Below are 23,582 nucleotides of genomic sequence, written 5' to 3'. Positions count from 1 at the left end.
GTTGCTCGCCCGAATCCGTCGCCGCGTTGGCTGCGGAAATGCAACCGTGCAGCTTCGGCTCGGGCCAGATCCTGAGCCATCAGGGCGATACCGATCCGAGTCTTCGATCCGGGACTTCCGAGGCCTGAAAACCCGATCGTGGTTATTGGCGAATTAACCGCATCTGCAAACCGAACCTTTCGTCGGCCTGTGCAAATCCACGTATATGCACCTGTCGGGTCATCTCGGAAATGCGGCGCGGACCGCGCTTGGCACCATCGCCGTATTGACGGCGTTCGGGTCGGCCAGCGCGAGCGCGCGCGTGCCGCTGTCGCTCAGCGAAAGCGTGATTGCGGCCGCCACATCGCAGATGACATGCCCGACCGCGCCATCGCAAGGCATTGTGCTGTCGCAACCGGCCATCGCCGGCCCTTCTCTTTCGAAGGGAGCCGCCATTCTCGGCGGCGAGATGAGCGCGCTCGACCGGATGCGCATGCAACAATCCCAGTCAAACGAGATCGCCGTGATCGCTTCGCCGAGCCTGGCGGTCGAACCGCTGCAACCTGCAGCTTCGGGCCCGCGCGACTGCGCGCGCCCGTTCGGGGAACTCGCCGTGAGCGCCGCAGCATCCCCGCTCGACCGCCTCTCGAACGACGATTTCCTCGCTTCCAAGCGCGTACGGATCGGCAGGACGAATTTCGACCGCGACTGGCGCCGGGTGCGATCCGAACGGATCTCGGCCCGGCCTGCCCTGCGCGCCAGCGCCGAGGGCAAAGCGACGACGGAACTGGTGTCCAGCGTCAATCGCTGGGTCAATCGCAAGATCCGCTACGTCGAGGACCGCGAGCTTTACGGCCGGGCCGACTACTGGGCCGGGGCGCGGCTGACGCTGTTGCTGGGCAAGGGCGATTGCGAGGACATTGCGCTGGCGAAGATGCAGCTGCTGGCCGCCGCCGGTGTTCCCCGCCGCGACATGTACCTCACGATCGCGCGCGACACGGTCCGCCGGGCGGATCATGCCCTGCTGGTGGTCAAGCTCGACGATCGCTACGTCGTGCTCGACAATACCACCGATAAGCTGCTCGACGGACGATTGTCGCACGATTACAATCCGGTGCTGAGCTTCAACGCTGAAGCCGCCTGGCTGCACGGCTATTGAACCGGGCGATTGCGCGCGTCGCCGGGCCTATCGCTCGGTCAGCGCCCGGTCGAACGCCTTGGCCACCGGTTTCATCAGGTAACTCAGGATCGTCCGCCGTCCGGTGAGGATTTCGACGTCGCAGATCATGCCGGGCACGATCGGGAACGACTGGCCGCCGCGTGTAATGAAGGCGTCGTTCGTTTCGATCAGGACGGTGTAGTAGGCTTCGCGCTCGACCTCGTCGAACACGCTGTCGGCCGAGACCTGCTGCACGATCCCGTTGAGCCCGCCATAGATCGAGAAATCGTAGGCCGTGACCTTCACGTTGGCGCGATCTCCGACCTTGATGAAGGCGATGTCGCTCGGCGCGACGCGGGCTTCGACCAGCAGTTTCTCACCGATCGGAACGATCTGCATGATCTTTTCGCCGGCATTCACGAAGCCGCCTTCGGTGGTGATCTGGACATCGTTGACGATGCCGTCGGCAGGCGCGCGCAATTCGTTGCGCTGCTGGCGCGCCTCGGCTCCGCGAATGGTCTCCTCGTTGACTGCGATGCGCGTGGATACCTCGCTGCGCTCGTTGAGCGCCTGCTGGCGGAAATCGAGCCGCGCGGAATTGAGATCGGCCTGTGCCTGACGGATCGCTGCTGCGGCCCGGCCTGAAGCCTGCCGCGCGGCCGAGAGCCGTCCCTGGACGTCGACCAGTTCGCGCTGGGCGGTCAGCAATTCGGTGCGCGGGACGATACCCTGCGCTGCCATCGGTTCGAGCATCCTTACCTGTTCGCGCGCCAGCCTCTCGCTGTCGGTCAGGGAAGCGATCGTGGCTTCGGCCTCGCGCTGATCGCGGCGGCGCTGATCGATCACTGCCGCGAGCGAGCGTTCGCGCGCCCGCGCAGCCGAAACCCGCGCCTGCTGCAGTCGCTGTTCATCCGCGCACACCGAACCAGGCTCGCAGCCGAGCGACCCGCCCGACGCTTCCTGCTGGAGCCGCTGCGCCCGAACCGCCAGCCGCTGGTTCTCGGTCTGGAGCTGGCCCAGTTCCGATGCGGACTGCGCATCGTCGAGCCTGACCAGCAACTGCCCTTTTTTGACCGTCTGACCGCCGCGCACGAGGATCTCCTCGATCACCGCCGGTTCGGCCGGCTGCACCAGCTGGGCCTTGCTGGTCGGGATCACCTTGCCCGTGCCGCGGGTGATGCTGTCGACCTCGGCAATGGCCGACCAGGTGAGCAGCAGCGCCATGCCGACTGCCGATGAGACGATCAGCTTGCGGGGGCATCCATCGCCTCCCACCAACCCAGCACGTTCATGATCCGCTCTCCGTTGCGGACCCGGTGCCCGGTGCCGCGAGGTCTCCCTGGCGGCTGACCGTCGCGGCGTAACTGCCTTTCTGGCCCACCGGATCGGGAATGCTCAGCCGCCATTCCTTGGTCGTGTCGATCCTTCCACCCACGTCGGTCGGTGCATGCCGGTCCTTGGGATCGGCGGTGACGGTGAGGCCAGGGACGAACGCGTCCTCCTCGATGACGGCCAGCTCCTCGACCATTTCCTCATCCGCATCGAAGCGCGCCCAGTTGATCTGCGGGATGCGTTCCGATTGCGACCAGCGCGCCTGAAACGCCGCGCTTCGGCCGGCGCGCCCCGGAAAGCGGTAGAATATGTGCGTTCCGATAACCTTCAGTTTTTCCAGCGTAAACGCCCATTTCGGCACCACGTAATCGGCGTGGTAGTGCGTCGCCGTGCCGACTTCGGGCAGCTGCCTGCCTGCCAGTGCGTCCTTCGCCACCGCCAGCGATTGGCTCCATTGCCGCTGCAACGGCTTGCGCAGCAGCGCCCCGTCGCAGGTGAAACTGAACTGGCATACCCGCGCGTTGACGCCCTGATAGACCACACCGCAGACAGAATTGGGATAGGCCGGGTGACGCATGCGGTTCATCACCACCTGCGCGACGGCGCGCTTGCCGGTCTCGGGTTCGTTCGCCGCCTCGTAATAGATCGCCTGCGTCATGCAGGTGAGCGCGGTCGAATAGCTGTCCGATCCGGCGGCGAACGGGCTGTAGGCGGACAGTCCCGCATGGCTGCCGCCAATCATCGGAATCAGCGCGTTGCGCGATTGCGCATCGGTGCCGGCAAGCATCAGTTGCTGGTCTTCGCCGGTCGACATTTCGGCGATCTCGCGCTGCAGATCGGGCAGGGTTGCGCCGAGTTCGGCGGCGTAGGATGCGTCGATCGCGGGCAGCGAGGGCGACGCCACGACTGCGAAAATCGGCACCAGCACCAGCGAGCGGGCGAACAGTTCCTTGATCCGGCTCATCGCGCCAATCCTTCGAACTGTGCTCCGGCGCTTTCGAGCACCTGCTTGATCGGGCCGTCGGCGGCGACCTTGCCATTGCTCAGCACGATCAGCCGCTCGCACAGCGCGAACAGCGCCGGGCGGTGCGTGGCGATCACCAGCGTCTGATGCTCAGAGAGCGCTCCGGCGAGCCGGTCGGCGAACAGCTTTTCGGTCTGGCTGTCCATCGCCCCGGTCGGTTCGTCGAGATACAGCAGCTCGCACGGGGTAACCAGCGCGCGGGTCAACGCGAGGAACGAGCGTTGGCCGCCCGACAGCCGCCTGCCGCCCTCGCCCACCGGCCGTTCGAACCCGCCATTGTCGCGCGCCAGAAACTGGTCGGCACCGGTCTGACGCAGCGCGGCGAGCATGCGTTCGTCGGTCGCATCGCGCCGACCGAGCGAAAGGTTGTCGCGGATCGAGCCCGAAAACAGGTCGGCATCCTGCCCGACGAAGCGCAGCGCATCGCGCAGCTGCTCCGGGCGGTACTGGCCTGCATCGAGCCCGTTGACCAGCATCGTCCCTTCGCTCGGCTGATACAATCCGCACAGGATCCGCCCGAGCGTCGATTTGCCCGAAGCCACCCGTCCGACGATCGCAACGCGTTCGCCCGGCTTGAATTCGAAATTGAGCCCGTCGAGCGCGGGCTGTCCGCTTTCGGGATAGGAAAAGCGCACATCCTTCAACGTGATCAGCGGACGGCTGACCGTCGCCGGGGCGAGCGACCCGCCGCGCTGGCGCTCGTCGCTGGCCTCGAACAGGCGTTCGATACTGGCGAGCATTTCATTGGCCTGCCGCCCGCGAGTCAGCACGTAGGCGATCTGACCCGCCGGTGCGAGCGAGCGGGAGGCGAGCATGACGATGGCGATGATCGCCCCCATCGAGATCTGGCCAGCCGCGAACAGGAAGTAGCCGCCGATGATCAGCGACACGGTCGAGACCTGCTGGAACGTCTGGGCGAGACCGACCGCGACCGAGTTGATGTTGCGCAGCCGCTCCTGCGAATGCGCTCCGGCTTCGGCGAGGCGATACCAGCGGCCCAGTGCGCCGCCCTCCCCGCCCATGCTCTTGAGCGTTTCCATGCCGGCTAGTGATTCCACCAGCAGCGTCTGCTGCAGCCCGTAATCCGCCTGCGCGTCCTGCGCGGCAGCGGTCACCTTGCGTTGCAGGATATAGCCGGCGATCAGCATCGCGGTGATGATCGTGAGCGGGATCAGCGCCAGCCATCCGCCGATGATCGCGATGACCCCGACGAACACGAACAGGAACAGCACGTCGATCATCAGCACGACCGTGGTCGAGGCGAAGAAGTCGCGCACGATCGCATATTCGGAAACCCGGGCCGCGAGCGAACCGGTGTGGCCTTGCCGCTCCTGCAGGGGCGTCGCCAGCAGCCGTCCGAAGATCTTCTGCGACAGCTTGAGGTCGAGTCGCTTGGTGATCTGGTCGAGCACTGCCGTGCGCCCGCGACGCAGCGCAAATTCGAGCGCGAACACCAGCGCCACGCCTGCGCCGAGGACCCACAGGGTCTCGGTCGCGCGGTTGGGAATGACCCGGTCGTAGACGTTCATGGTGAACAGCGGCAGCGCGACCGCCAGCACATTGATCAGCAGCGAAGCGAGTATCACCGGCCAGAACGACCGGCGCTCCTTGCGCAGCTCGCCCCAGAACCAGTGGCCGCGCGCCTTGGCGTGCCACGGCGCTTCGCCCTCGCGCTGAATGTCGGGATTGGCGAACACCGAATAGAGCCGCCCGGCGAACTGGTCAGCGATCTCCGCTCGCGGGACCCATACCTCGCCTTCGATATCGGGTTTCCAGACGAGCAGATCGCCGTCGCGCGCTTCGATCGCCAGGACGAACCGCCCGTCGAGCAGCTCGACCAGAGCGGGGTAGACGCCGGTGCCCGTGGGCAGGCGACTTCGCGTCACCGCATCGAAATTGACCCCCGCCAGTTCGAGCGCGGATTCGGCCTGATGCCATGGCAGACGGCCATCGGCGTTGCGGGGCAGCTGGGCGAATGCCGAAGGGGCTACGACCGTGGCATAGCGCGCGGCAATCTCTGCCACGCACCGCGAAAGGCTATCGATCTCGATACCCTCCAGCCGTTCGTCCAATCGCGACACTCATCCTCCTCTCTCGCAGTTACTCGGGATAGACCCGGCGCTGCAGCTCGGCATCGACGGGCGGACCGTAGTCGAACCGCTGCCGTTCTTCTGCACCCGAACCGGCCCCGGGGGAAACACTCAATGCGTCCAGAAACGCGTTGGTTGCGGCCAAAATCTGGTATCGGGCGAACCTTTCGGAGAATCGTGCCGTTTCGAGACGAACCTGGGTGTTAAACCTAGTGTTTTGCGCGTCGAGAACGTCGAGCAGCGAACGGCGACCGATGTTGAACTGGCTGCGATAGGACAGCAGCAGATCGTCCGACACGCTCGACTGGCGATCGAGTGCGCTGACCACACGCCCCTGAGACTCGAGCGCGTTCCACGCTGCGCGCACGTCCTCTTCGGCCTCGCGTTGCCGCTGGTGAAGCGCGTAGCGCGCGATCGAGGCCTGGCGGACGGTCTCCTGAATCCGGGCGCGGTTGATGCCCCCGTCGAAGATGTTCCAGCGCAGCACCACGCGGCCCTGCACATCGTTGGTTTCGCCGTTGAAGCCATCGATGTCCTCGCCCAGTCTTCCGCGCACTTCGAGGCCGATCGTGGGATAGAGCTCGCCGGTGGCGGACTTGACCACCGCGTTGGCGGCATCGACATCGGCCTGCGCCTCGCGCACCAGCGGGTTGCGCAACCGCGCGGTGCCGATCGCCTGATCGAGGCTCGGCGGCATGGCCGCGAGCAGATCGGGTGGCAGGATCACGTCGTAGACATCGAGCCCGGTCAGCGTCCGCAGCGAAATCCGTGCGTCGGTCAGCGATCGTTTCGCCTCTTCTTCGCGCACGATCGCGGCCTGCAGCCGCTCTTCGGCCTGCTGCTGGTCGGCGACGCTGATCGATCCCTGCGCCACACCGCTGGACAGATCGCGCACGAGCATTTCGTGGAACCGCCGGTTGTCTTCGGATGCAGCCGCGACGCGCTGTTGCAGCAGCACGTCGAGATACTGCCGCGAGACCTGCAGCGCGATGAATTCGGACCGCTCCACGACCCGCAGCGACGCGCCGTCGACGCGGGCAGCCTGGCGCAGCAATTCACCCCGCCGACGGCCGAAATCGACCACGGTCCATTCGCCGGTAATCCCGACCTCGACCGGGTAAAGCTCGTTGTTGGCGATGCCGAGATTGCGCCGGGTGTTGTTTTCCAGCCTCCGGACTCCGGCGGCGGCTTCGACATCGACCCGCGGGCTGTAGAGGCCCTGCGCCTGCTTGCGTTCGAATTCGATCGCTTCCTTGTTGAACTGAGCCTGGAGGATCTCCGGGTTGGTTCGCACGGCGATATCGATCGCTTCCTGCATGGTCACGGCAGAGCCGGAATCCTGTGCATGGGCGATCGGGGCAGTACCCGCCAGAAGAGCGGCGGCGACTGCGGATATGAGAGAATTGCGCATGGGATCCGTCTCCGTTCTTATTGCGATACCGTGATTTCGACACGCCGGTTTTCGGGGCTTCGCACCCCGTCGGCGGTCGGAACCCTGGGGTTGCTTTCACCTTGCGCCGATGTCGCCATCTGCTCGCGCGGGATGCCGAGGCTGGCCATCAGGTTGGCGACCGCTTCGGCGCGGCGCATCGACAGCGCGTCGTTGTAGGCGTCACTGCCCGAGCGATCCGTGTGCCCGACCACGCGAAAGCGGTTCCAGCCGCATTCGCGGGCGTTGGTGGCGACCGCCCTGACCGTCTGCGCGGCATCGGATCCAGGCACGCTCGAATCGAATTCGAAGAACACCAGGCCCGGCTCGACGCCGTCGCACACCTGCCTGCGCGGCGGGAGCGCCACCGGCGGTGCCGGTGCCCGGGGTGCGACCGTCCGCATCCGCATCCGGTTGTAGGCATAGTCGCATTTGCCGATGCTGGTCTCGTCGCGGGTTTTCGACTTGAGAAACCCGAGCGCGATCCCGCACTGGACCTTGGCCTCGGATGCCCAGAGGTACCGCGCATCGTTGGCGGCCACCATCGACTGGTCGTTGGTCGCGGCCAGCGCCTCGTTGTATCGGGTCTGGATTTCGCCCCGCAGCGTGTCGGTATCAGCCGACATCAAACTGCCGGCCCCGTCCTGGGCCGCGGCGGCGGTCGATGCGGCGGAAATTATGGTTAACGCCGTAACAAAGTGGCATCCTGTTTTCATCTTCGTGCTCCCCCAAGGGTCTACTCTCGATTAAGCCTGAGCCGCTGCGTTCGCTGCATCGTCGATCTGCTGATCGACGAGGTGCAGCGCCTGCGGCGCAGTGATGGAAACATCCACCATCTGATCGAGCAGGCCGTGCGAAATCGCGCCGTTTTCTGCCGTCAGAAGGTTGGAAGTCTGTGAGTGCCCGTCGAACTGATCGACGATCTGGTCGAGCAGGGTCTCCGCCGCGATGTCAGCTAGCACTGCATCGACCGGGTCGATCAGGGGATCGGACGGGTCGCCCAGCTCGGCGGCGGGCGCATCGAGCAGCAACAGCGCTTCCATCGCCTGCGCCACATCGCTTCCAGCGAAGGCCGAATGCGTATTGGCGGCAGCGGGTTCCGCCAGACCGGCGAACCACTCGATCGCTTCGAGCTGGGTCGGTTGCGGAGCGACGATCGTCTGCATGCCGCCGATCTCGCCGAAGTCCTGAACTTCGCCCAGAATGCTGGCGAAGTCGGGTGTCGCCGTAGCCAGCTCATTGCCGAACAGTGCCGTGGCACCGTCGCCGATCGATCCGGACGTGAGTTCTGAAGCGTCGAACCGGGCGTATTCGATCGGCATGGCGACGAATCCGGGGTCTTCGATCACGCGCGCGCCGGCGGCCGAGTGCGTGTCGTGGACGAGCGCGGCGTCGAGCATGAATGACGCCGCAAGGGCGGCAACCGTCGCGACTTCGGCCGTGCGCTGGCTGGCCCGGTTCTGATCGTTGTCGTTGACCGGCGCGATCGTAAAGCCCGCATCGGCAACGATCCCGGTCGTGCCGTCGGCGAAGGTGAAAGTCGCATTGCCGAAGATGATGACGTCGCCGCCGGCGGCCTCCCCGCCGGCCTGGTTCGACACCAGCGAGATCGAAACGATCCCGGCTTCGGATAGCGAGATGAACTCGCCTGCGTCCGCCACGCCGTTCTGGTTGGCGTCCTGCCAGATCCCGAACTTCGCAAATTCGCTGTCCGCAGCATCGAGGACGCCGTCGGCGTTTTCGTCGAACCGCGCAGCGACCGCTTCGAGGTCGGTCTGACCCTTGCCACCGAACACGAACTCGGAAGCATCGGTCACGATACCGTCACCATTCGCATCGAACGCGAGAATGGCATCGTCCGCGCCGACCCATGCGGTCGTCTCGGCAAACCCGTCGCCCCCGTAATCGAAGGTGATCCCGGCATCGATGCCGACGAATTCGACTCCATCGCCATCGAGATCGAGCACGACCGGCATGATCGCCGAAGGCACCAGCGTCGTCAGATTGGTGAGGACCAAGCCGCTGAGCTTAATCAGCGAGTCCTCGCTCGGAGCAACGTTGTTCTGGTCCTGGTTGTAGATGTAGGTGCTGCCGCCGACGACGAACGCGACCACCGTGTTCTCGCCAAGGTCGGTCGAGGTGCCCTGGGCCTGGATGTACTGCACCGCTGCCGCAAGATGCGCGTCGGTCGTGAGCGTCAGCGGGCTGCTGAAGCTGTCCGAGGTGCTGAACCGCATGATCCCGTTGGTGATGGCATGCGACTTGATCGTCGCGCCGCCCACCGTAAGCGTCGAATTGACCCCGTTCGTTCCCGCCGTGTTGGCCGCAACCACCCGCGCGCCGCCATCGGTGAAGTCGATATCGTCGTTTACGGTGTTGAAATCGATGATCGTGTCGAACCCGCGAATGATGCCGTTGTCGCCCGATCCGGAGATCGTGACGGCAGCGTCGCCATCGTTGATGAGGAACACGTCGTTCCCGGTGCCGCCGATCATGATATCGGCACCATCACCGCCGACGATCGTGTCGTTGGCTCCGTCGCGACCGATCAGGATGTCGTTGCCGCTGGTTCCATCGAGTTGGCTTTCGCCAGCCTGTTCGCGGTTGACGGTAACGAAAGCGTTGTCGGTGTCGGACCCGTGCGTGGCCGCATAGGTGAAGCTGCCGCCCGCATCGCCGCTGTCGAGGAAGGTGGCAATGCCGCCGCCGCGCGAAACACTGCCGCTGGTGGCATTGCCGACGCTGGTGATCGCCGTGCCCGCGTCGTCGTTTGCGAGCAACCATGCCTCATTGATGGCGACGGTGGAGCCGCGATTGGTGATGACCACATCGTTTTTCGCAAAGTTCGGGTCGTTCGAAATCGCCGTGATATCGACCCGCAGAACAGCGGAGTCCGTATCTCCATCGCCATCGACGACGGTGTACTGGAAGTTCTCGATCTCCGGCACGGCCACCGCCGGCGGCTCGTAGGTGTAGCTGCCATCGGAGAAGTCGAAGGTCAGCACCCCTCCGAAAACGGTGGTTACGGTGAACGAGGTCCCGGTGATCGGCGCGCCGACGCTGGGGGTGATCGTGTTCGAACCATCGAAGACATAGGTGATACCGTCGACCGAGATCGAGGTAACGGCGATGCCGTTGGTGGCGGCAATATCGTTATCGAGTACGCTGCCCCCGATCGGCGGAGTGACAGCCGAGATCAGGGTGTCGATGAGATCTTCGAAGGCCGCAGCCAGGATCGGCACCCCTTCGCCATCGACATCGACATCCTGCAGGCGAGCAATATTCACACCGCCACCGACTCCGATGGCGGTGACATTCACATCGTTATCGTCGACGAAGGTCTGCCACTGCGCAGCGACCGTCGAGGACAACGATGTGCCGCCCGGGCCGGTGTCGCGATTGGGATTGCCATCGCTCAGGAAGAAGAACTGGTTGTTCGCGCTGGGATTGGCGTCGATCAGGCCCTGCAGCTCGTCGATGCCGAGGCTGATACCGGCGCTGAAGTTGGTGAAGGCGCTCTGGACGCGATCCCCGCCGAGTTGTTCGTTGAGACCGTCGACCGCCGCCGCGAAGCTCGCGAAATCGGTGAAATCCCCGTAGGAAATCGCATCCGCGACTCCGGTCTGGTCGCCCGAGAACGTCACCAGCGTCAGCGCAACAGCACCGGTCGTGCTCTGGAACAATTCGAACGCGGCATCCTTGACGGCGTTGAGCTGAAGGTTGAGTTCGGAATCGTCGACCGATCCGCTGAAATCGAGGACGAAGGCGGCGTTGATGTCTTCGCCGAGCACTTCGGTAGTGGCGAGATCGTCGATCGCGTCGGGCGCATCGTCGAAGATGTTGATGACGAAATCGTCCATCGCCGGATCGCCGTCGCCATCGGTGAGCTTGATCGATACCGGAATATCGACGTCGATCGTGGTGGCGATGGTGCCGACCTCGTCGAGGTTGAGCTTGACCGTCCCCGCCGACTGATAAACGTCGACGAAGGCGATCGTCGTGCCCGCAGGCGCATCGATGGTCAGCGTGCCGGTCGAATTCCCGCCGCTACCGGTCTGCGTGAAGGACTGGGTCGAACCGTCGCTGAAATGCGCGACGAAGTTGATCACGTCACCGCTGCCGAAGCTCGAGAACGAGAAGGAGACATAGGAGGCGTTGAGCAGCGCCGTCCCGCCCGGGGGCGTATACGAACCGGCTCCGTCGTAATCATCGAGCGGACCGAAATCGAACCGCATGAATTCGCCGGCGTTGAGGTTGTTGTTGCCGAGCCCGAAGCCCGCGGTCGAACCGTTGACGTCGGCCCGCTGGTTGAGATCGGGATTACCGCCGCCAAGCCAGGCGGTCAGTTCCGCACCGGTGAACAGGCCGCCATTGCCGTCGGGCTGCCAGCCGGTGACGAACACCAGACCGTCGCCCGTGCTGCTCTGCGACACGATCACGCTCTGGCTCGGGCCTACCCCGAATGCGCCGTCGGTGCCGATATCGACCGCGGTGATTTCCGGATCGAGCGGCACCAGCAGGTCGAACGTGTAGGTGCCCGATGTGCCAGCCGTCGGATCGACGGTGATGGTGAAGACATCGAGCTCTCCGCCGTCGCGCACACCGTTGCTGTTGCTGTCGACATAGGCGATCAGGACATTGCCTTCCTGCACGGTGGTCAGCGGCTGGCCGCCCGCCGTGAGTCCGGTGACATCGGCCATGATCATCATGCTGGTGCCCGGCCCATCGCCGCCCGGCGCGAAGTTCAGATCACCGACCAGCGGAGCGACGTTCGGATCGTTGAGCACCTGCTCGTCCGCGATCGGCGCGGTGATGATCGGGCTATCGTCTTCGAGGTTGACAGTGATCGCATCGGTCTGCGTCGTGGTGGTCGTTCCGTCGTTGACGTTCACGTCGACGGTGAAGCCGGTCACGTCCTCGCTGGTGGTATCGGCATGGTCGATCCGCGCGGACTGGGTCACCGTGAACGCACCCAGATCGTCGATCACCACGGTCAGGACGGTGCCCGCCGAAGTGGTCGACCCGGTCAGCGTCTTGCCATCGGGGCTGAGCGACCAGGCGATCGTCTCGCCGCCGGAGGTCAGCGTCTCGGTCGGGACCGACAAGGTGACGGTGAAGGTGCTGTCGTCGACATCGGTGATCGAAATGGTGCCATTCGCGGTCGCGAGGTTGGTCGTGTCGGTCGGATTGCCGGTCGTGTCGGGCAGGCCGCCCGCAAGCCCTTCATCCGAGGTCGCGACCGTCGCCGTGCCCACCACCGGCGCATCGTTGGCACCGAAGATGCTGATCGTGAGGGTCGAATTCGAACCCAAGTCACCGTCCGTGGCGGTGTAGTTGAAACTGTCCGTCAGCGGGGTATCGCCTTCGTTCAGCGCCTGGACCGCAGCATAGGCACCGGGGTTCTCGGCCTCGGTGAACAGGCGGTAGCTGTAGGTGCCGTCAGCATTGAGCGTCAGTTCGCCGTACAGGCCGGCGAAGGTGCCGACCGTCGAGACCGTCAGCGGTTCGACATCGACATCGACGTCGGCAACGTCCGAGAACGTGCCGCTCGGCGCCCCGGGATGCGGGACCGTGGCGAGCACATTGCCGGTGATCGCCGCCGCTGCGTCCTCGATCGTCCAGTTGGTGTCGGCATTCGCCACCGGTGCGTCGTTCGCCCCGTTGATGGTGATCGTCAGCGTCGCAGTGCTCGTGTCGCCATCGGCATCGATGATCGTGTAGGTGAAGGTGTCGGTTTCGGTCTCGCCGTCGTCCAGCCCCTGCACCAGCCCGGTGTCGAGCGCGTAGGTGTAGGTGCCGTCCGCCGCGAGCGTCAGCGTGCCCCACGTCCCAGTGGTGGTGCTGCCGACCGTGCCCGGCCCGCCCGAGCCGCTGATCGCGGTGATCGAAGCGCTACCCGCACCGTCCGCGCCGAACCCGTCGGCGGTCGGATCGGTCAGAATGTTGCCGCCAACCGAGGCGGTGTCTTCTGAGAGCGCATTGGCATCGTTCTGCGCCACAGGCGTATCGTCATCGACCGTGATCAGCAGCGATCCGGTCGCGGTCGCCTGGTCGCCGTCGCCATCGGTCGCGATGATCAGCCCGCCGAGTTCGATCTGGATATCGTTCTCGTCCCCGCCATTCGCGTGGTCGAGCGGAGCCAGCAGCGTGAAAGTCCATACGCCGGTGGTCGGGTTCAACGTGAAGGTGAACACGTCATCGGCACCCGCCGATGCGGTCAGCGTGTTGCCGTTTACCGCATAGGTGAGCGCAACTCCGCCCGAAGACAGCGCCGGAAGGCCGCTGGTGTCGGTGCCAAGCGAATAGGTCAGCGGAACGTCGGCGCCGGGCACGAACAGGCTCGCGACCGATCCGGTCGCCTGCACGTTTTCGCCAGCGACATCGCCGGTGCCTCCCGCAATCCCGTCAGCCAGCCCGTCCTCATCGACCGTGCCGGTGATCGAAGCCGCCTGCGCTAGCGGCACATCGTCGATCACGTCGACCGTGATCGTCCCGGTCACCGTGTTCCCGTTGGCGTCGGTCGCGGTGTAGGTGAAGGTCTCGACGCCCGGCTCGGTGTTGGTGCCGTCATTGGCGTCCGGCCCGTCGACCGGGCTGGTCAGGGTGTAGGTGTAATCGCCGGTGATCGGGTCGAGCGTGATCACGCCGTTGTTGCCGATACCGGTGCCGTTGAGCGCATAAGTAACGCCGGTTCCGGCCACGGTGACCTGACCGGAGACCGTCTCGTCGGTGCTGGTCGGGTTCGATCCCTCGACCGTGCCCGGCGCGAGATCGTCACCATCCTGAACAAGGTCGAGCGCCGCTTCGTTGACCCTAACCGTTTGATCATCAGCGATAAGCATGACGTCGTTGATCGTGATCGTCAGCGTCGAGGTGCTGGTATCGCCGTCCGCGTCGGTGATCGTGTAGGTGAACACGTCCTTCGCGCCGCTCGGCGGATCGGTGTTGGGCGCAGCCTGATAGACATAGCTGCCATCGGCCTGCAGCGTCAGCGTGCCGTAGGTGCCGGTGATCGCCGTGTTGAGATTGCCCGAGACATCGGTGCCGGTATCTCCGACCGCAACGCCAGTGACGAGCGTGGGAGTGTCCGCGCCGCTCTGATCGTTCGCGAGGACGCCGCTGATCGAATTGACGGTGCCACCTTCCAGAACACTGTTGGTGTCCGGGTTGGCGGTCGGAGCCGCATCGGTGAACGACAGGTCGCTGCCGATATCGAGCGTCTGCGATGCTGTGTCGCCGTCATTGTCGGTGGCGGTCGCGGTGAGCTGGATCAACCCGTCTGACAGCAGCGTAGCGGTCGCACCGTCGCCTGCGCTCAGCGCATGATCGATCACGCGCTGCTGATCGAGCGTGACCGTGCCTGCAGTATCGACCGAAACGGTGAACACCACTTCGTTGGAGCCCGCAGTGCGGCCTTCGACCACCCCAGCGTTGAGGAACAGCAGCACCGCTTCGCCGGTGGCGAGATCGACTATGCCGGAATCCGCGCCGGTCGACGAGATTCCGAGCGTGTAGGCCGTGCCCAGCAGGCCATCGGTGCCGCCATCGACATCGAACGCGCCTGCGAAAGAAATCGAGGGATCGGTGGCAAGATCGGTATCCGAAGCCTGCAGCGTCGGAGCGCTGCCGGTCAGCGTTACCGCCGGGCCATCGTCTTCGATCGTGAAAGCGCCATTGCCAAGCTCGATCGTCGCGCTGTCGCTGTCGCCATCGCGGTCGGTCACCGTCTGCTCGATCCGGAGGAACTCGCCGACGCCGTCCAGCGTCAGGGTCTCGGCATCGTCGGCATCGGCAGCATCGCCGTGCCAGATGTTTTCGAGCTGGGTGAAGGTGATCTCGCCGGTCAGCGCGTCGAGGGTGATGGTGAAATAGTCCGTGCCGCCGACCGAGCCGGTGACGGTATCGCCCGACAGGCTCAGCAGGATCTCGTCACCCTGCGCACCGTTCGCGCCGAGCGCGTATAGGCCCGAACCGATGCCGTCGGCGCTCAGCAGCAATGCGTACCCGACACTGCCAGCCCCATCTGCACCGTAGTCGATCAGCGCGCCGAAATTGTCGGCGAAAGCCGCCGTGACCGAGCGGATTCCGTCTCCATCCGTGGGCAGCGGGCTTTCGTCGAGGGTCAGCGTGTCGGCAATTGCATTGACCACCACCGCATCGGGGCCATCGTCTAGGAAGGTCATGCCGCCCGCGATGTTGGCCGTCGCGGTCGCGGTGTCGCCATCGCTGTCGGTAACGGTTGCGCTGAGCGTAATCAGGTCGGCTGCGGCAAAGCCTGCCGGATCGTCCGGATCGTTCGCATCGGGGTGCGTCACGGCGCGCTGCTGATCGAGCGTCACGACGCCGTTCGCATCGACCGATACGGTGAAGACAACGCCGCCGGTGGCACTGAAGCCTTCGACCACATCGCCATTCAGCCGCAGCTCGACCGGCTCACCGGTCGCCACGTCGATCAGCCCGGTGGTCCCCGCATTGATGCCGAGCGTGTAATCGCCGACCGTGCCGGGATTGTCGGCGTTGAAGCTCGCCGTGAACAGACCGGAGAAATCCGCCGTCGCGTCGGTCGCGAGATCGGTTTCGTCGACCGTCAGCGCATCCGCTGCCGGTTCGCTCGCGGTGATGGTCGGCTCGTCGTCGTCGATCGAGATACTCACCGTCGCGCTGGCCGTGTCGCCGTCGATATCGGTCGCGACCACATCGACGTCGCCGAGATCGACGATATCGGGCGCATTGACGAGCGGGTGATCGTCGTAATTGTCGTTGAGCGTCGCGGTGACAGTGGCGACGTTGTTCAGGACCGAGAGGTCGAGCGTGACGACCAGGCGACCGCCATCGGAACCGGTAATCTGCGTGTCGCTGACGCGGACCCAGTCGAGCCCGGCGCCGAGGCCGCCGACGCCACCGAAAACGATCGAGGCAATGTCGTCCGATCCCGGCGTGAAGGCGATCGTGTCGCTCGCGGAATCCGGACCGGCGGGGTTGGAGCCGTCGGCGAGGTTGCTGTCGTCGAGCGCGAGGCTGATCGGCGGACCGGCCGTCGGTCCTTCGCCATCGGTGATGGTGATCGGCTGGCTCGCCGTGTCGGAATCGCCGTCGCCATCGGTCAGGGTGTAGGTGAAATCGGCCGAGATGTTGCCGTTGGTGTGATCGAGGTTGGGGTTCGGATCGAAGGTCCAGTTTCCGTCCATGTCGATCGTGTAGGTGCCGTTGGCGGTCACCAGCGTAGCGGTGCTGCCGTCCTGCGGCACAACTTCGGTAACGGTGCCTACAGTGATCGCGGTCACCGTCGCGCCGTCGGCGCCCGCGGCATCCGGCGTGCCATCGGTAACGACGTTGCCGCCGATCGTTCCGGCGGCATCCTCCGCCACGTCGACATTGGACTGATCGGTCGCCGTCGGGGCGTCGTCGTCGAACACGATGCCAAGATTGGTGGTTGTCGTATCGCCTTCGCTGTCGGTGACCACGAAGTCGATGGACGTGAAGGCGTTGTTCTCATCGTTGCCGACCGTGTGCAGGACGTTGTCGAGCAGCGTGACCACATAGGTGCCGGTCACGGTATCGGTCAGTTCGACCGTGAACAGGTCGGTTCCGTCGCGGTCGCCCCCGGTGATCGTTGCGGTGAGGAGGTTGCCGACCACCGCATAGGTGACGGTTTCCTGGCCGATCGTCGCAGTCGATCCGTCGAGCGCCGGGTCGAACGCGATCGCGGCCGGCGTATCGGTCCCGACGTTGAACGGCAGCGTGCCGGTAAAGCTCGCCTCGCTGGTGTCGCCCGGATCGTCGCCCGCGTTGGCGTCGAGATCGCCGACGGTCGAAAGCGGATTGCCGTCGGCCAGCCCGTCATCGTCGACGGTCGCGGTGGTTTCGCCGCCCTCCGGCTCGGAATCGGGCTGGAGCGTGATGTCGACTCTTGCGGTCGAGGCATCGCCGTCGCCATCGATGATGGTGTATTCGAAGAAATCGGCGGTGTTCTGGTGAGACCCCGCACCCGGATTCGGGGTGTAGGTGAACAGGCCGGTGCCCGGATCGTAGGTCACCGTGCCCTGGCTCGCCTGGGTGGAGACGAACACCTTGGTCGCATCGGTGGTGTCGACCCCGTCCGCACCGAACGCGTCGTTGGTGAGCGCATCGATGGTGAAGGCCTGGTTTTCGGTCGTCTGCGTTTCGCTGTCGGCTACTGCGACGGCGGAGTCGTCGTCGATCAGCAGCTGGAGCGAAGAGGTGATGCTGTCGCCGTCACCATCGGTGGCGACCACTTCGAAGATCAGGCTGATATCGTCCTCGAACCCGGCTTCGGGTCCGTCATTGGCGCCGTCCGCATCGTTCGACGGATGATCGATCGGCTTGAGATACTCGATCGTCACCGTACCGGCGGTGGTATCGAAAACCATCGTCAGGACAGGATCGGAAATGTCGGTCGTGTAGCCGGTCAGCGTGTTGGTCGAAGGATCCCAGTCGAACAGAACCGCATCGCCGCCCGAAGTCAGGGTCAGCGGCCCGGTGTTCGGATTGCGGCCCTCGGCGGACACGAAAGACACCGTCAGTTCGTCAATCGCTGCGCCGTCGGCACCGAAATCGACCTGGAACGGGAAAACCGTGCCGGACGCGTTGCCGCCATCGCCCGGCGCGGAATCGCCATTTCCGCTGGCGAGATCGTCTTCGTCCTTGACCAACCCTACAAGAACCGAACCGAAGCTCGGGCCATCGTCCTCAAAAGCGAAGGAACTGCCGATATTGATGCTCTCGCTATCGGTGTCGCCGTCGCCGTCCGTGACGGTCGCGGTCAGGCTGATGAGGTCGCTGGCGAGCGTTTCGGCACCGCCGCCGACGGGTTCCGAGCTGTCATTCGGATCGTCGTGCTCGATCGCGCGCAGCTGCGTCTGGGTGATGTCGCCGTTCGCCGGATCGAGCGCCAGCGTAAAGGCGATATCGCCCGAGGTTTCGAGATAGCCCTCGATGGTGTCGCCGTTGAGACGCAGCAGGATGTTCTCGCCGGTCAGCGTGTCGTCGAGCCCGGAATCGGTCCCGTCGCCACCATTGATGGAGAGCGCAAACACGGTCGCATCGGATGCGGCCGCGCCATCGGCACCGAACTCGGTGCTGAACAGTCCGGCGAAATTGCCGGTCGCGGTCGCTCCCGCGATGCTGCCGAGATCGCTGTCGTCGGTCGCCAGCGTCGGGGCAACTGTATCGACAGCCGTCACATCGGGAACGTCGTCGATCACGAGCACATCGACGGAAGCGATGTCGTTCGATCCGTCGGTATCGCTCGCGGTGATCGCGAAGCTTTCGAGGATGGAATCCTGACCCGCGCCCGAATGCGTCAGCGTATTGTCGTTCAGCGTGTAGCTGAAAGTCACCGTGGCTTCGGTGACGTCGCCGTTGGCATCGGTAGCGGTCGGCGTGACGCCGGTGATTTCGAACGTGCCGATCGCGGTGACGACGGTCTGGCCAGCGACAAAGCCGCCCAGGGCAGTCCATACGGTAAGTCCGCCAGCGGTGATGCTCGAGAGGCCGTCTGGGCCGGTAATCGTGAAGCTGCCAGTCTGGGTCAGCGCCGAAGGATCGGGCGAGGAACCGTCCGCAAGATCATCCTCGTCGACGGTCAGCTCTGCAGGGTCGAGATCGAGCCCGTTGATCGTGACATCGTCGTCCGCGCCGTTGATCGTGATCGTCAGCGTGGTGGTCGCGGTGTCGCCATCGCCATCGGTGATCGTGTAGGTGAATTCCTCGGTCAGCGTGTCCTGGCTGTCGAGCCCCTGCACCAGCGGGTTGTCGTTATCGAGCACGTAGGAATAGCTGCCATCGGCGTTGAGCGTGAGCGTGCCGTATGCGCCCGCCAGTCCGGCACCGACCGTTCCGTCCGTGGTGCCGAAGGCCACCGCCGTGACGGTCGCGCCGTCGGCACCGGCCACGTCGGCGGCGCCGTCGGTGGCGTTGGCATCGCTGCCACCCGTGCCGGTCAGCACGTTGCCGTCTGCGGTCAGCGGGCCGTCTTCGGTGACTTCATCGACATCGGGATTGGCACTCGGCGCATCGTCGACGATCGTGATGTCGAGTGATGCAGTGGCGGTCGAATCATCGGTATCGGTCGCCACCACCGGAAAACTGTCCGTGAACGAGCCATCGTTGCCGCCGGTGTGCAGCAGCGAGTTGTCCTGCAATTCGTAGCTGTACGACACGGTCGCGCTGACGACATCGCCGTCGGAATCGGTGACCGGCGTAACGCCGGTTATGGTCAGGAGGCCGTAGACAGGATCGTCGATCGTCACCGGGAAGGCGATCGCCGTGCCGTCGAACACGGTCACGCCACCGACGGTCAGGGTCGCCAGCCCATCGGGCGACAGGACGGTGAAGGTGCCGGTCTGGATTAGCGCACCGGGATTGGGCGAGGACCCGTCGGCAAGATCGTCTTCGAGCAGGAAGGCCTCGGGACCCTCGCCGTCGAGACCGCGGATGACCACATCGTCGTCCGCGCCGTTGATGGTGATCGTCAGGGTGGTGGTCGCAAAGTCGCCGTCGCCATCGGTGATGGTGTAGGTGAATACCTCGGTCAGCGTCTCGGTGCTGTCGAGGCCCTGGACGCGGTCGTCCTGGTTGTTGAGTTCATAGCTGTAGCTGCCGTCGGCATTGAGGGTGAGCTGGCCATATTCGCCCGCAATCGGTGAGCCGACAGTGCCGTCGGTGGTGCCGAACGCAACGCCGGTCACCACCGCATCGTCTGCGCCGGTAACATCGGCGACGCCGTCGGTGGCATTGGCATCGCTGCCGCCCGAACCGGTCAGGACATTGCCGTCGGCGGTGAGCGGGCCGTCTTCGGTGACGGAATCCGAGTCCGCAACGGCAGTAGGGACGTCGTCGACAATCGCTATTTCGAGCGGGCCTTCGCTGAAGTCGCCATCGCTGTCGGTCACCCGAACAACGAAGCTGTCAGATGTCGCATTGCCGCTGGTGTTGGTGGTCAGCTCGTAAGTGTACGAGATCGACCCGTCTTCAATCGCGTCGATGGTGAGCGTGCCGAACGCGCCGGTGAAGGTCTGGCCGACCGTGGTGACCGGGACTCCGTCGATGGTGACGGTTGCCGGACCATCGGGCGCGGTAAAGGTGAACGTCCCGCTGGTGAACTCGCTGTCGGACCCTGCGTCCGATCCGGCCGGAGGACCGGCCAGCCCGGCCTCTTCGACCACCGTGCCCGGTTCCTGCCCGGTGACCGGGAGATCGAGCGATGTCGGCGCATCGGCGATCGCGATCACGAGATTGGCGGTCGCGGTGTCCCCGTCGCCGTCGGTGATGGTGTAGGTGAAGGTGTCTTCGACCCCGCCCGGCGTGTCCGGATTGCGGGTGTAGGTATAGGTGCCGTCGGCGTTGATGGTGAGCGTGCCGTAAAGTCCCGAAATCGTGTCGCCGGGTGCTCCCGTACCGCCAGGGCCGGTGAAGCTCGTGACATCCGCGCCGTCGGCGCCTTCGGTATCGTTCGTCAGCACATTGCCACCGACCGGTCCGAATTCGCCCGCCGCGACCGCGTTGGAATCGTCTTCGGCGCTCGGCACATCGTCGGCGATCGCGATCACCAGTGTGGTGCTCGCCGTGTCGCCATCGCTGTCGGTGACTATCAGCGAGAAGCTGTCGCTATCGGGATCGGTCAGCGTGTTGTCGGTCAGCGTGTAGGTGTAGGTATAGCCGCCATCGGTCGGGGCAACGACAAGCACGCCCTTGGGGTGGTGACGGTGCCGCCTGTGGTGACGTCGACGCCGTTGATCACCAGCGAACCGATGGTGTCGTTCCCGGTCGAAATGCCGATCACGCCGGTGGCGGTTTCGCTGTCGCTTGCTTCGTCGGAACCGGCCGGCTCGCCGGGACGCGCGGGAAGACCCGCTTCGTCGACTCCGGTGTCGCCTTCGGCAAAGATTTCGGGCTCCGAATCCGGCAACAGTTTGATCGTGACCGTCGCGGTCGAAACGTCGCCGTCGCCATCGGTAATCGTGTAATCGAAGGTGATCGGGCCGACCTCGCCACCTTCGCCACCCTCTCCGCCGCCGGTGCCCTCTTCGCCCGGGGCGGGAATGTAGGTGAAGGTGCCGTCGCCATTGTAGACGACGGTGCCCTGCCCGTTGAGCGACCCTTCGACGAAAGCGATCGCATCGAGCGCGACATCGTCCGCACCCGGCGTATCGTTGGCGAACACGTCAACCGTGACCGGCGCGTTCTCGGTAGCCTGGGTGGCGAAATCGTCGACGGCCACCGGTTGATCATCGACCACGGTGATAGTCAGTGTATCGGTGGCGGTATCGCCGTCGAGATCGGTAATGACGATTTCGAAATCGAACGAGGTATCGTCGCCCGACGTGTTGTCGCCCAGCGTGAATTCGTATTCGATGGTGCCGTCGCCGGTGACCGGATCGTATGTGAACCCGGTGATCACGAGGGTCCCGTTGCCGTCCTGGATCAGAGTGTGCGGCAGTTCCGCCGGATTGATCGCGACGCCGTTGATCGTCACGCTGGCGAGGCCATCGGGCGAATTGAAGGTGATCGTCGAGCCGCTCGTTTCCGACGGATCGCTGTTGTTGTCGGCGTCGTTGTCGGCGATTTCCCCCGTGCCCGCAGGCTCGTTGCCACGCGTCGGCAGGCCGCCCTCTTCGACCACCGTACCCTCGCCAGCCTGCGGGACACTGGTGATGGCATTGGGGGCATCGCCGATCTCGATCACCAGCGTCGCGCTCGAGGTGCTGCCGTCCTGATCGACGATCGTGTAGGTAAAGGTATCCTCGACTCCGCCCGGCGTGTTGCCGTCGCGGACATAGGTGTAGGTGCCATCGGGATTGAGCGTGAGCACGCCGTACTCGCCCTGCAGCGATGAGCCCGGTTCGACCGTGCCCGACTCGTTGCCGAATTCGAGCACCGCCCCGTCGGTGGCATAGCCGTCCGCGCCCGGAACATCGTTGATCAGCACGTCGCCCGTGATCGGGGCGTGGCTGCCGGCTTCGACCACCCCGACATCGTCTGCGGCGATCGGTGCATCGTCGCCGATATTGATGGTCAGGGTTGCGGTGGCCTGGTCGCCGTCGGCATCCTCGACCACGACTTCGAAAACATCGGTCGCGCCTTCGCCCAGCGTGTTGTCGTCGAGCGTGTAGCTGTAGCCGATTTCGCCGGTGGCGAGGTTGATGCTGGTGATCGTCAGCGTGCCGACCGGAGTGGTGATCGTCTGTCCGACAGTGGTCACCGGCTGCCCGTTGACGGTGACCGCCGCGAGCCCATCCGGCGCGTTGAACGCGATGGTGCCAACGGTGGTTTCCGAATTCGAAGGTTCGTCGGTGCCCGCCGGTTCGCCCCCTTCACCGCCGCGCGCGGGCAGGCCCGCTTCGTCGACGCTGGCAATCGCATCCTGCGAGCCGATCGGATCGTTTTCGGTCCGAATCAGAACTTCAGGCTCTTCGTCGTTGAAGGGGATGATTTCCTCTTCCCGATCTTCCGGAAAACCGAAATCGGTGAACGGCAGCAAATCGCCGAGATCGAACGCAGCCTGGATCGCGCCTTCGTCGTCGGCGAAGTTGCCGCCCGAACTCTGGGTCGCGCCGGCCGCAGGCTCGGGCTCGTTACCGGTCAGCAGCTGCGCGACGTTGAGCGGCGGGACGGCCACACCGTCGATCACGATCTGGGGCACGTAGACGGCGCCGTCGGGGATGACGATCCGCGACCCGTCCTCGAGCACGATCACGAGATCGCGTCCCTCGACGATAAGATTTTCGAGCGAGGCTCCCGGCGGGAGCGTTACGACGTTTTGCGCGTCGGGCTGGATGACGGCCCCCGTGCCGGGATCGCCGAACGGGTCCTGGTCCTGAGCGAGATTGGCGTTCTCGTCGTTACGGTCATGAAAATCCATAATACTCGTCACCTTGCATCGTCATCGCAGGGACGAGTTTCGGCGCAAGCTCGAGAGACAAATGGAGTGGAATCAGCCCAAGGACTGGCGACACACACCACGAACTTGCGCCCAAAAAACAGACTGATGTGTCACGCGAAAAGCGTGCCCCGTCCCGATCTATAGCAGAACAGCAAATGAACATAGTTTCAAGCGTATTAACCTTGACCTGCGACCAGCGGAAAAGTGATTACAAGACAGTATCTTACTTGTGTGAGATTGCGGACGCACGAGGTATTCCGAGCGACACGCGTTAAAACCCGGCTAACGACTCGGGCGAATCGGGTGCCGGAGTCTGCGATGCCGCGCATGATTCTGGCCCCCGACCGCAATCGCAGGTTGCTCTCGGTCGTCTTTCCCGAACCGTGCACGTATCCGCCACACCGCTGGAGCCGCGCAGAAGAGATGCAGCCGCTCGATCGCGGTGCTGGTTTCCGGATGCAAAGCCGATCGCAAGATCAGGCGCCGTCCAGGCGCCGAGCGTTCCCGAACACGCCGAATAACGTCTGCCTGCCAGACACCACCAAGCCCCTGCATGAGACGGAAAAATTCGCGATCGGGAAAAAATGGTAGCGTTACCATAGCGACCCGTTCTATGGTCGTGTGCGTGGGAAATTGGGGAGATGGGGACATGAAGCCTTGGGCGC

9 protein-coding genes are annotated in these 23,582 nt (G+C 64.6%); 2 read left to right on the top strand and 7 right to left on the bottom strand.

Features of this window, described 5'->3' with window-relative positions; all coding sequences use genetic code 11:
* The first annotated feature begins 205 nt into the window (after positions 1-205).
* Positions 206-1,138: a transglutaminase-like cysteine peptidase gene (locus KDC96_RS00730; RefSeq protein ID WP_249171857.1), complete on the top strand. Its 933-nt coding sequence runs from the start codon at positions 206-208 to the stop codon at positions 1,136-1,138.
* 27 nt (positions 1,139-1,165) lie between these two features.
* Here the strand turns inward: KDC96_RS00730 and KDC96_RS00725 are convergent, their stop codons facing one another.
* From KDC96_RS00725 to KDC96_RS00695, 7 genes are all read right to left on the bottom strand, one after another.
* On the bottom strand, positions 1,166-2,413 hold the full coding sequence (locus tag KDC96_RS00725) for an HlyD family type I secretion periplasmic adaptor subunit (protein ID WP_371815510.1): 1,248 nt from the start codon (positions 2,411-2,413) through the stop codon (positions 1,166-1,168).
* A gap of 13 nt (positions 2,414-2,426) precedes the next feature.
* Positions 2,427-3,434 carry a cell wall hydrolase gene (locus KDC96_RS00720; protein ID WP_212449852.1) on the bottom strand — a complete coding sequence of 336 codons (1,008 nt, stop codon included), beginning with the start codon at positions 3,432-3,434 and terminating at the stop codon, positions 2,427-2,429.
* Positions 3,431-5,575 carry an ATP-binding cassette domain-containing protein gene (locus tag KDC96_RS00715; protein ID WP_212449849.1) on the bottom strand — a complete coding sequence of 715 codons (2,145 nt, stop codon included), beginning with the start codon at positions 5,573-5,575 and terminating at the stop codon, positions 3,431-3,433. The genes KDC96_RS00720 and KDC96_RS00715 overlap by 4 nt, the downstream gene beginning before the upstream one ends.
* Before the next feature lie 19 nt (positions 5,576-5,594).
* The gene (locus KDC96_RS00710; RefSeq protein WP_212449847.1) at positions 5,595-6,995 is read right to left on the bottom strand and encodes a TolC family protein; all 1,401 of its coding nucleotides are present in this window, start codon (positions 6,993-6,995) and stop codon (positions 5,595-5,597) included.
* A 17-nt stretch (positions 6,996-7,012) separates the two neighbouring features.
* Positions 7,013-7,639 carry an OmpA family protein gene (locus KDC96_RS00705; protein ID WP_249171856.1) on the bottom strand — a complete coding sequence of 209 codons (627 nt, stop codon included), beginning with the start codon at positions 7,637-7,639 and terminating at the stop codon, positions 7,013-7,015.
* A 120-nt stretch (positions 7,640-7,759) separates the two neighbouring features.
* Entirely contained in the window at positions 7,760-20,722 is a 12,963-nt protein-coding gene (locus KDC96_RS00700) for a DUF5801 repeats-in-toxin domain-containing protein (RefSeq protein WP_212449842.1), read from the bottom strand.
* Complete coding sequence (locus tag KDC96_RS00695; protein ID WP_212449840.1) at positions 20,671-22,896, bottom strand: Ig-like domain-containing protein; 2,226 nt, start codon at positions 22,894-22,896, stop codon at positions 20,671-20,673. The genes KDC96_RS00700 and KDC96_RS00695 overlap by 52 nt, the downstream gene beginning before the upstream one ends.
* Before the next feature lie 339 nt (positions 22,897-23,235).
* Here KDC96_RS00695 and KDC96_RS00690 point away from each other — a divergent pair, with 339 nt between their 5' ends.
* Positions 23,236-23,508 carry a hypothetical protein gene (locus tag KDC96_RS00690; RefSeq protein WP_212449838.1) on the top strand — a complete coding sequence of 91 codons (273 nt, stop codon included), beginning with the start codon at positions 23,236-23,238 and terminating at the stop codon, positions 23,506-23,508.
* Positions 23,509-23,582 lie beyond the last annotated feature (74 nt).

Source organism: Erythrobacter sp. JK5 (assembly GCF_018205975.1).
Taxonomy (GTDB): domain Bacteria; phylum Pseudomonadota; class Alphaproteobacteria; order Sphingomonadales; family Sphingomonadaceae; genus Erythrobacter.
Note: the sequence above shows the minus strand (reverse complement) of the source record. Positions and strands in the feature narration are given on the sequence as shown.

Bases quoted from the DNA above. Each gene is read 5' to 3' on its own strand.
- KDC96_RS00730 (WP_249171857.1), top strand. From the start codon at position 206: ATGCACCTGTCGGGTCATCTCGGAAATGCGGCGCGGACCGCGCTTGGC.
- KDC96_RS00720 (WP_212449852.1), bottom strand. From the start codon at position 3,434: ATGAGCCGGATCAAGGAACTGTTCGCCCGCTCGCTGGTGCTGGTGCCG.
- KDC96_RS00710 (WP_212449847.1), bottom strand. From the start codon at position 6,995: ATGCGCAATTCTCTCATATCCGCAGTCGCCGCCGCTCTTCTGGCGGGT.
- KDC96_RS00705 (WP_249171856.1), bottom strand. From the start codon at position 7,639: ATGTCGGCTGATACCGACACGCTGCGGGGCGAAATCCAGACCCGATAC.
- KDC96_RS00695 (WP_212449840.1), bottom strand. From the start codon at position 22,896: ATGGATTTTCATGACCGTAACGACGAGAACGCCAATCTCGCTCAGGAC.
- KDC96_RS00690 (WP_212449838.1), top strand. From the start codon at position 23,236: ATGCCGCGCATGATTCTGGCCCCCGACCGCAATCGCAGGTTGCTCTCG.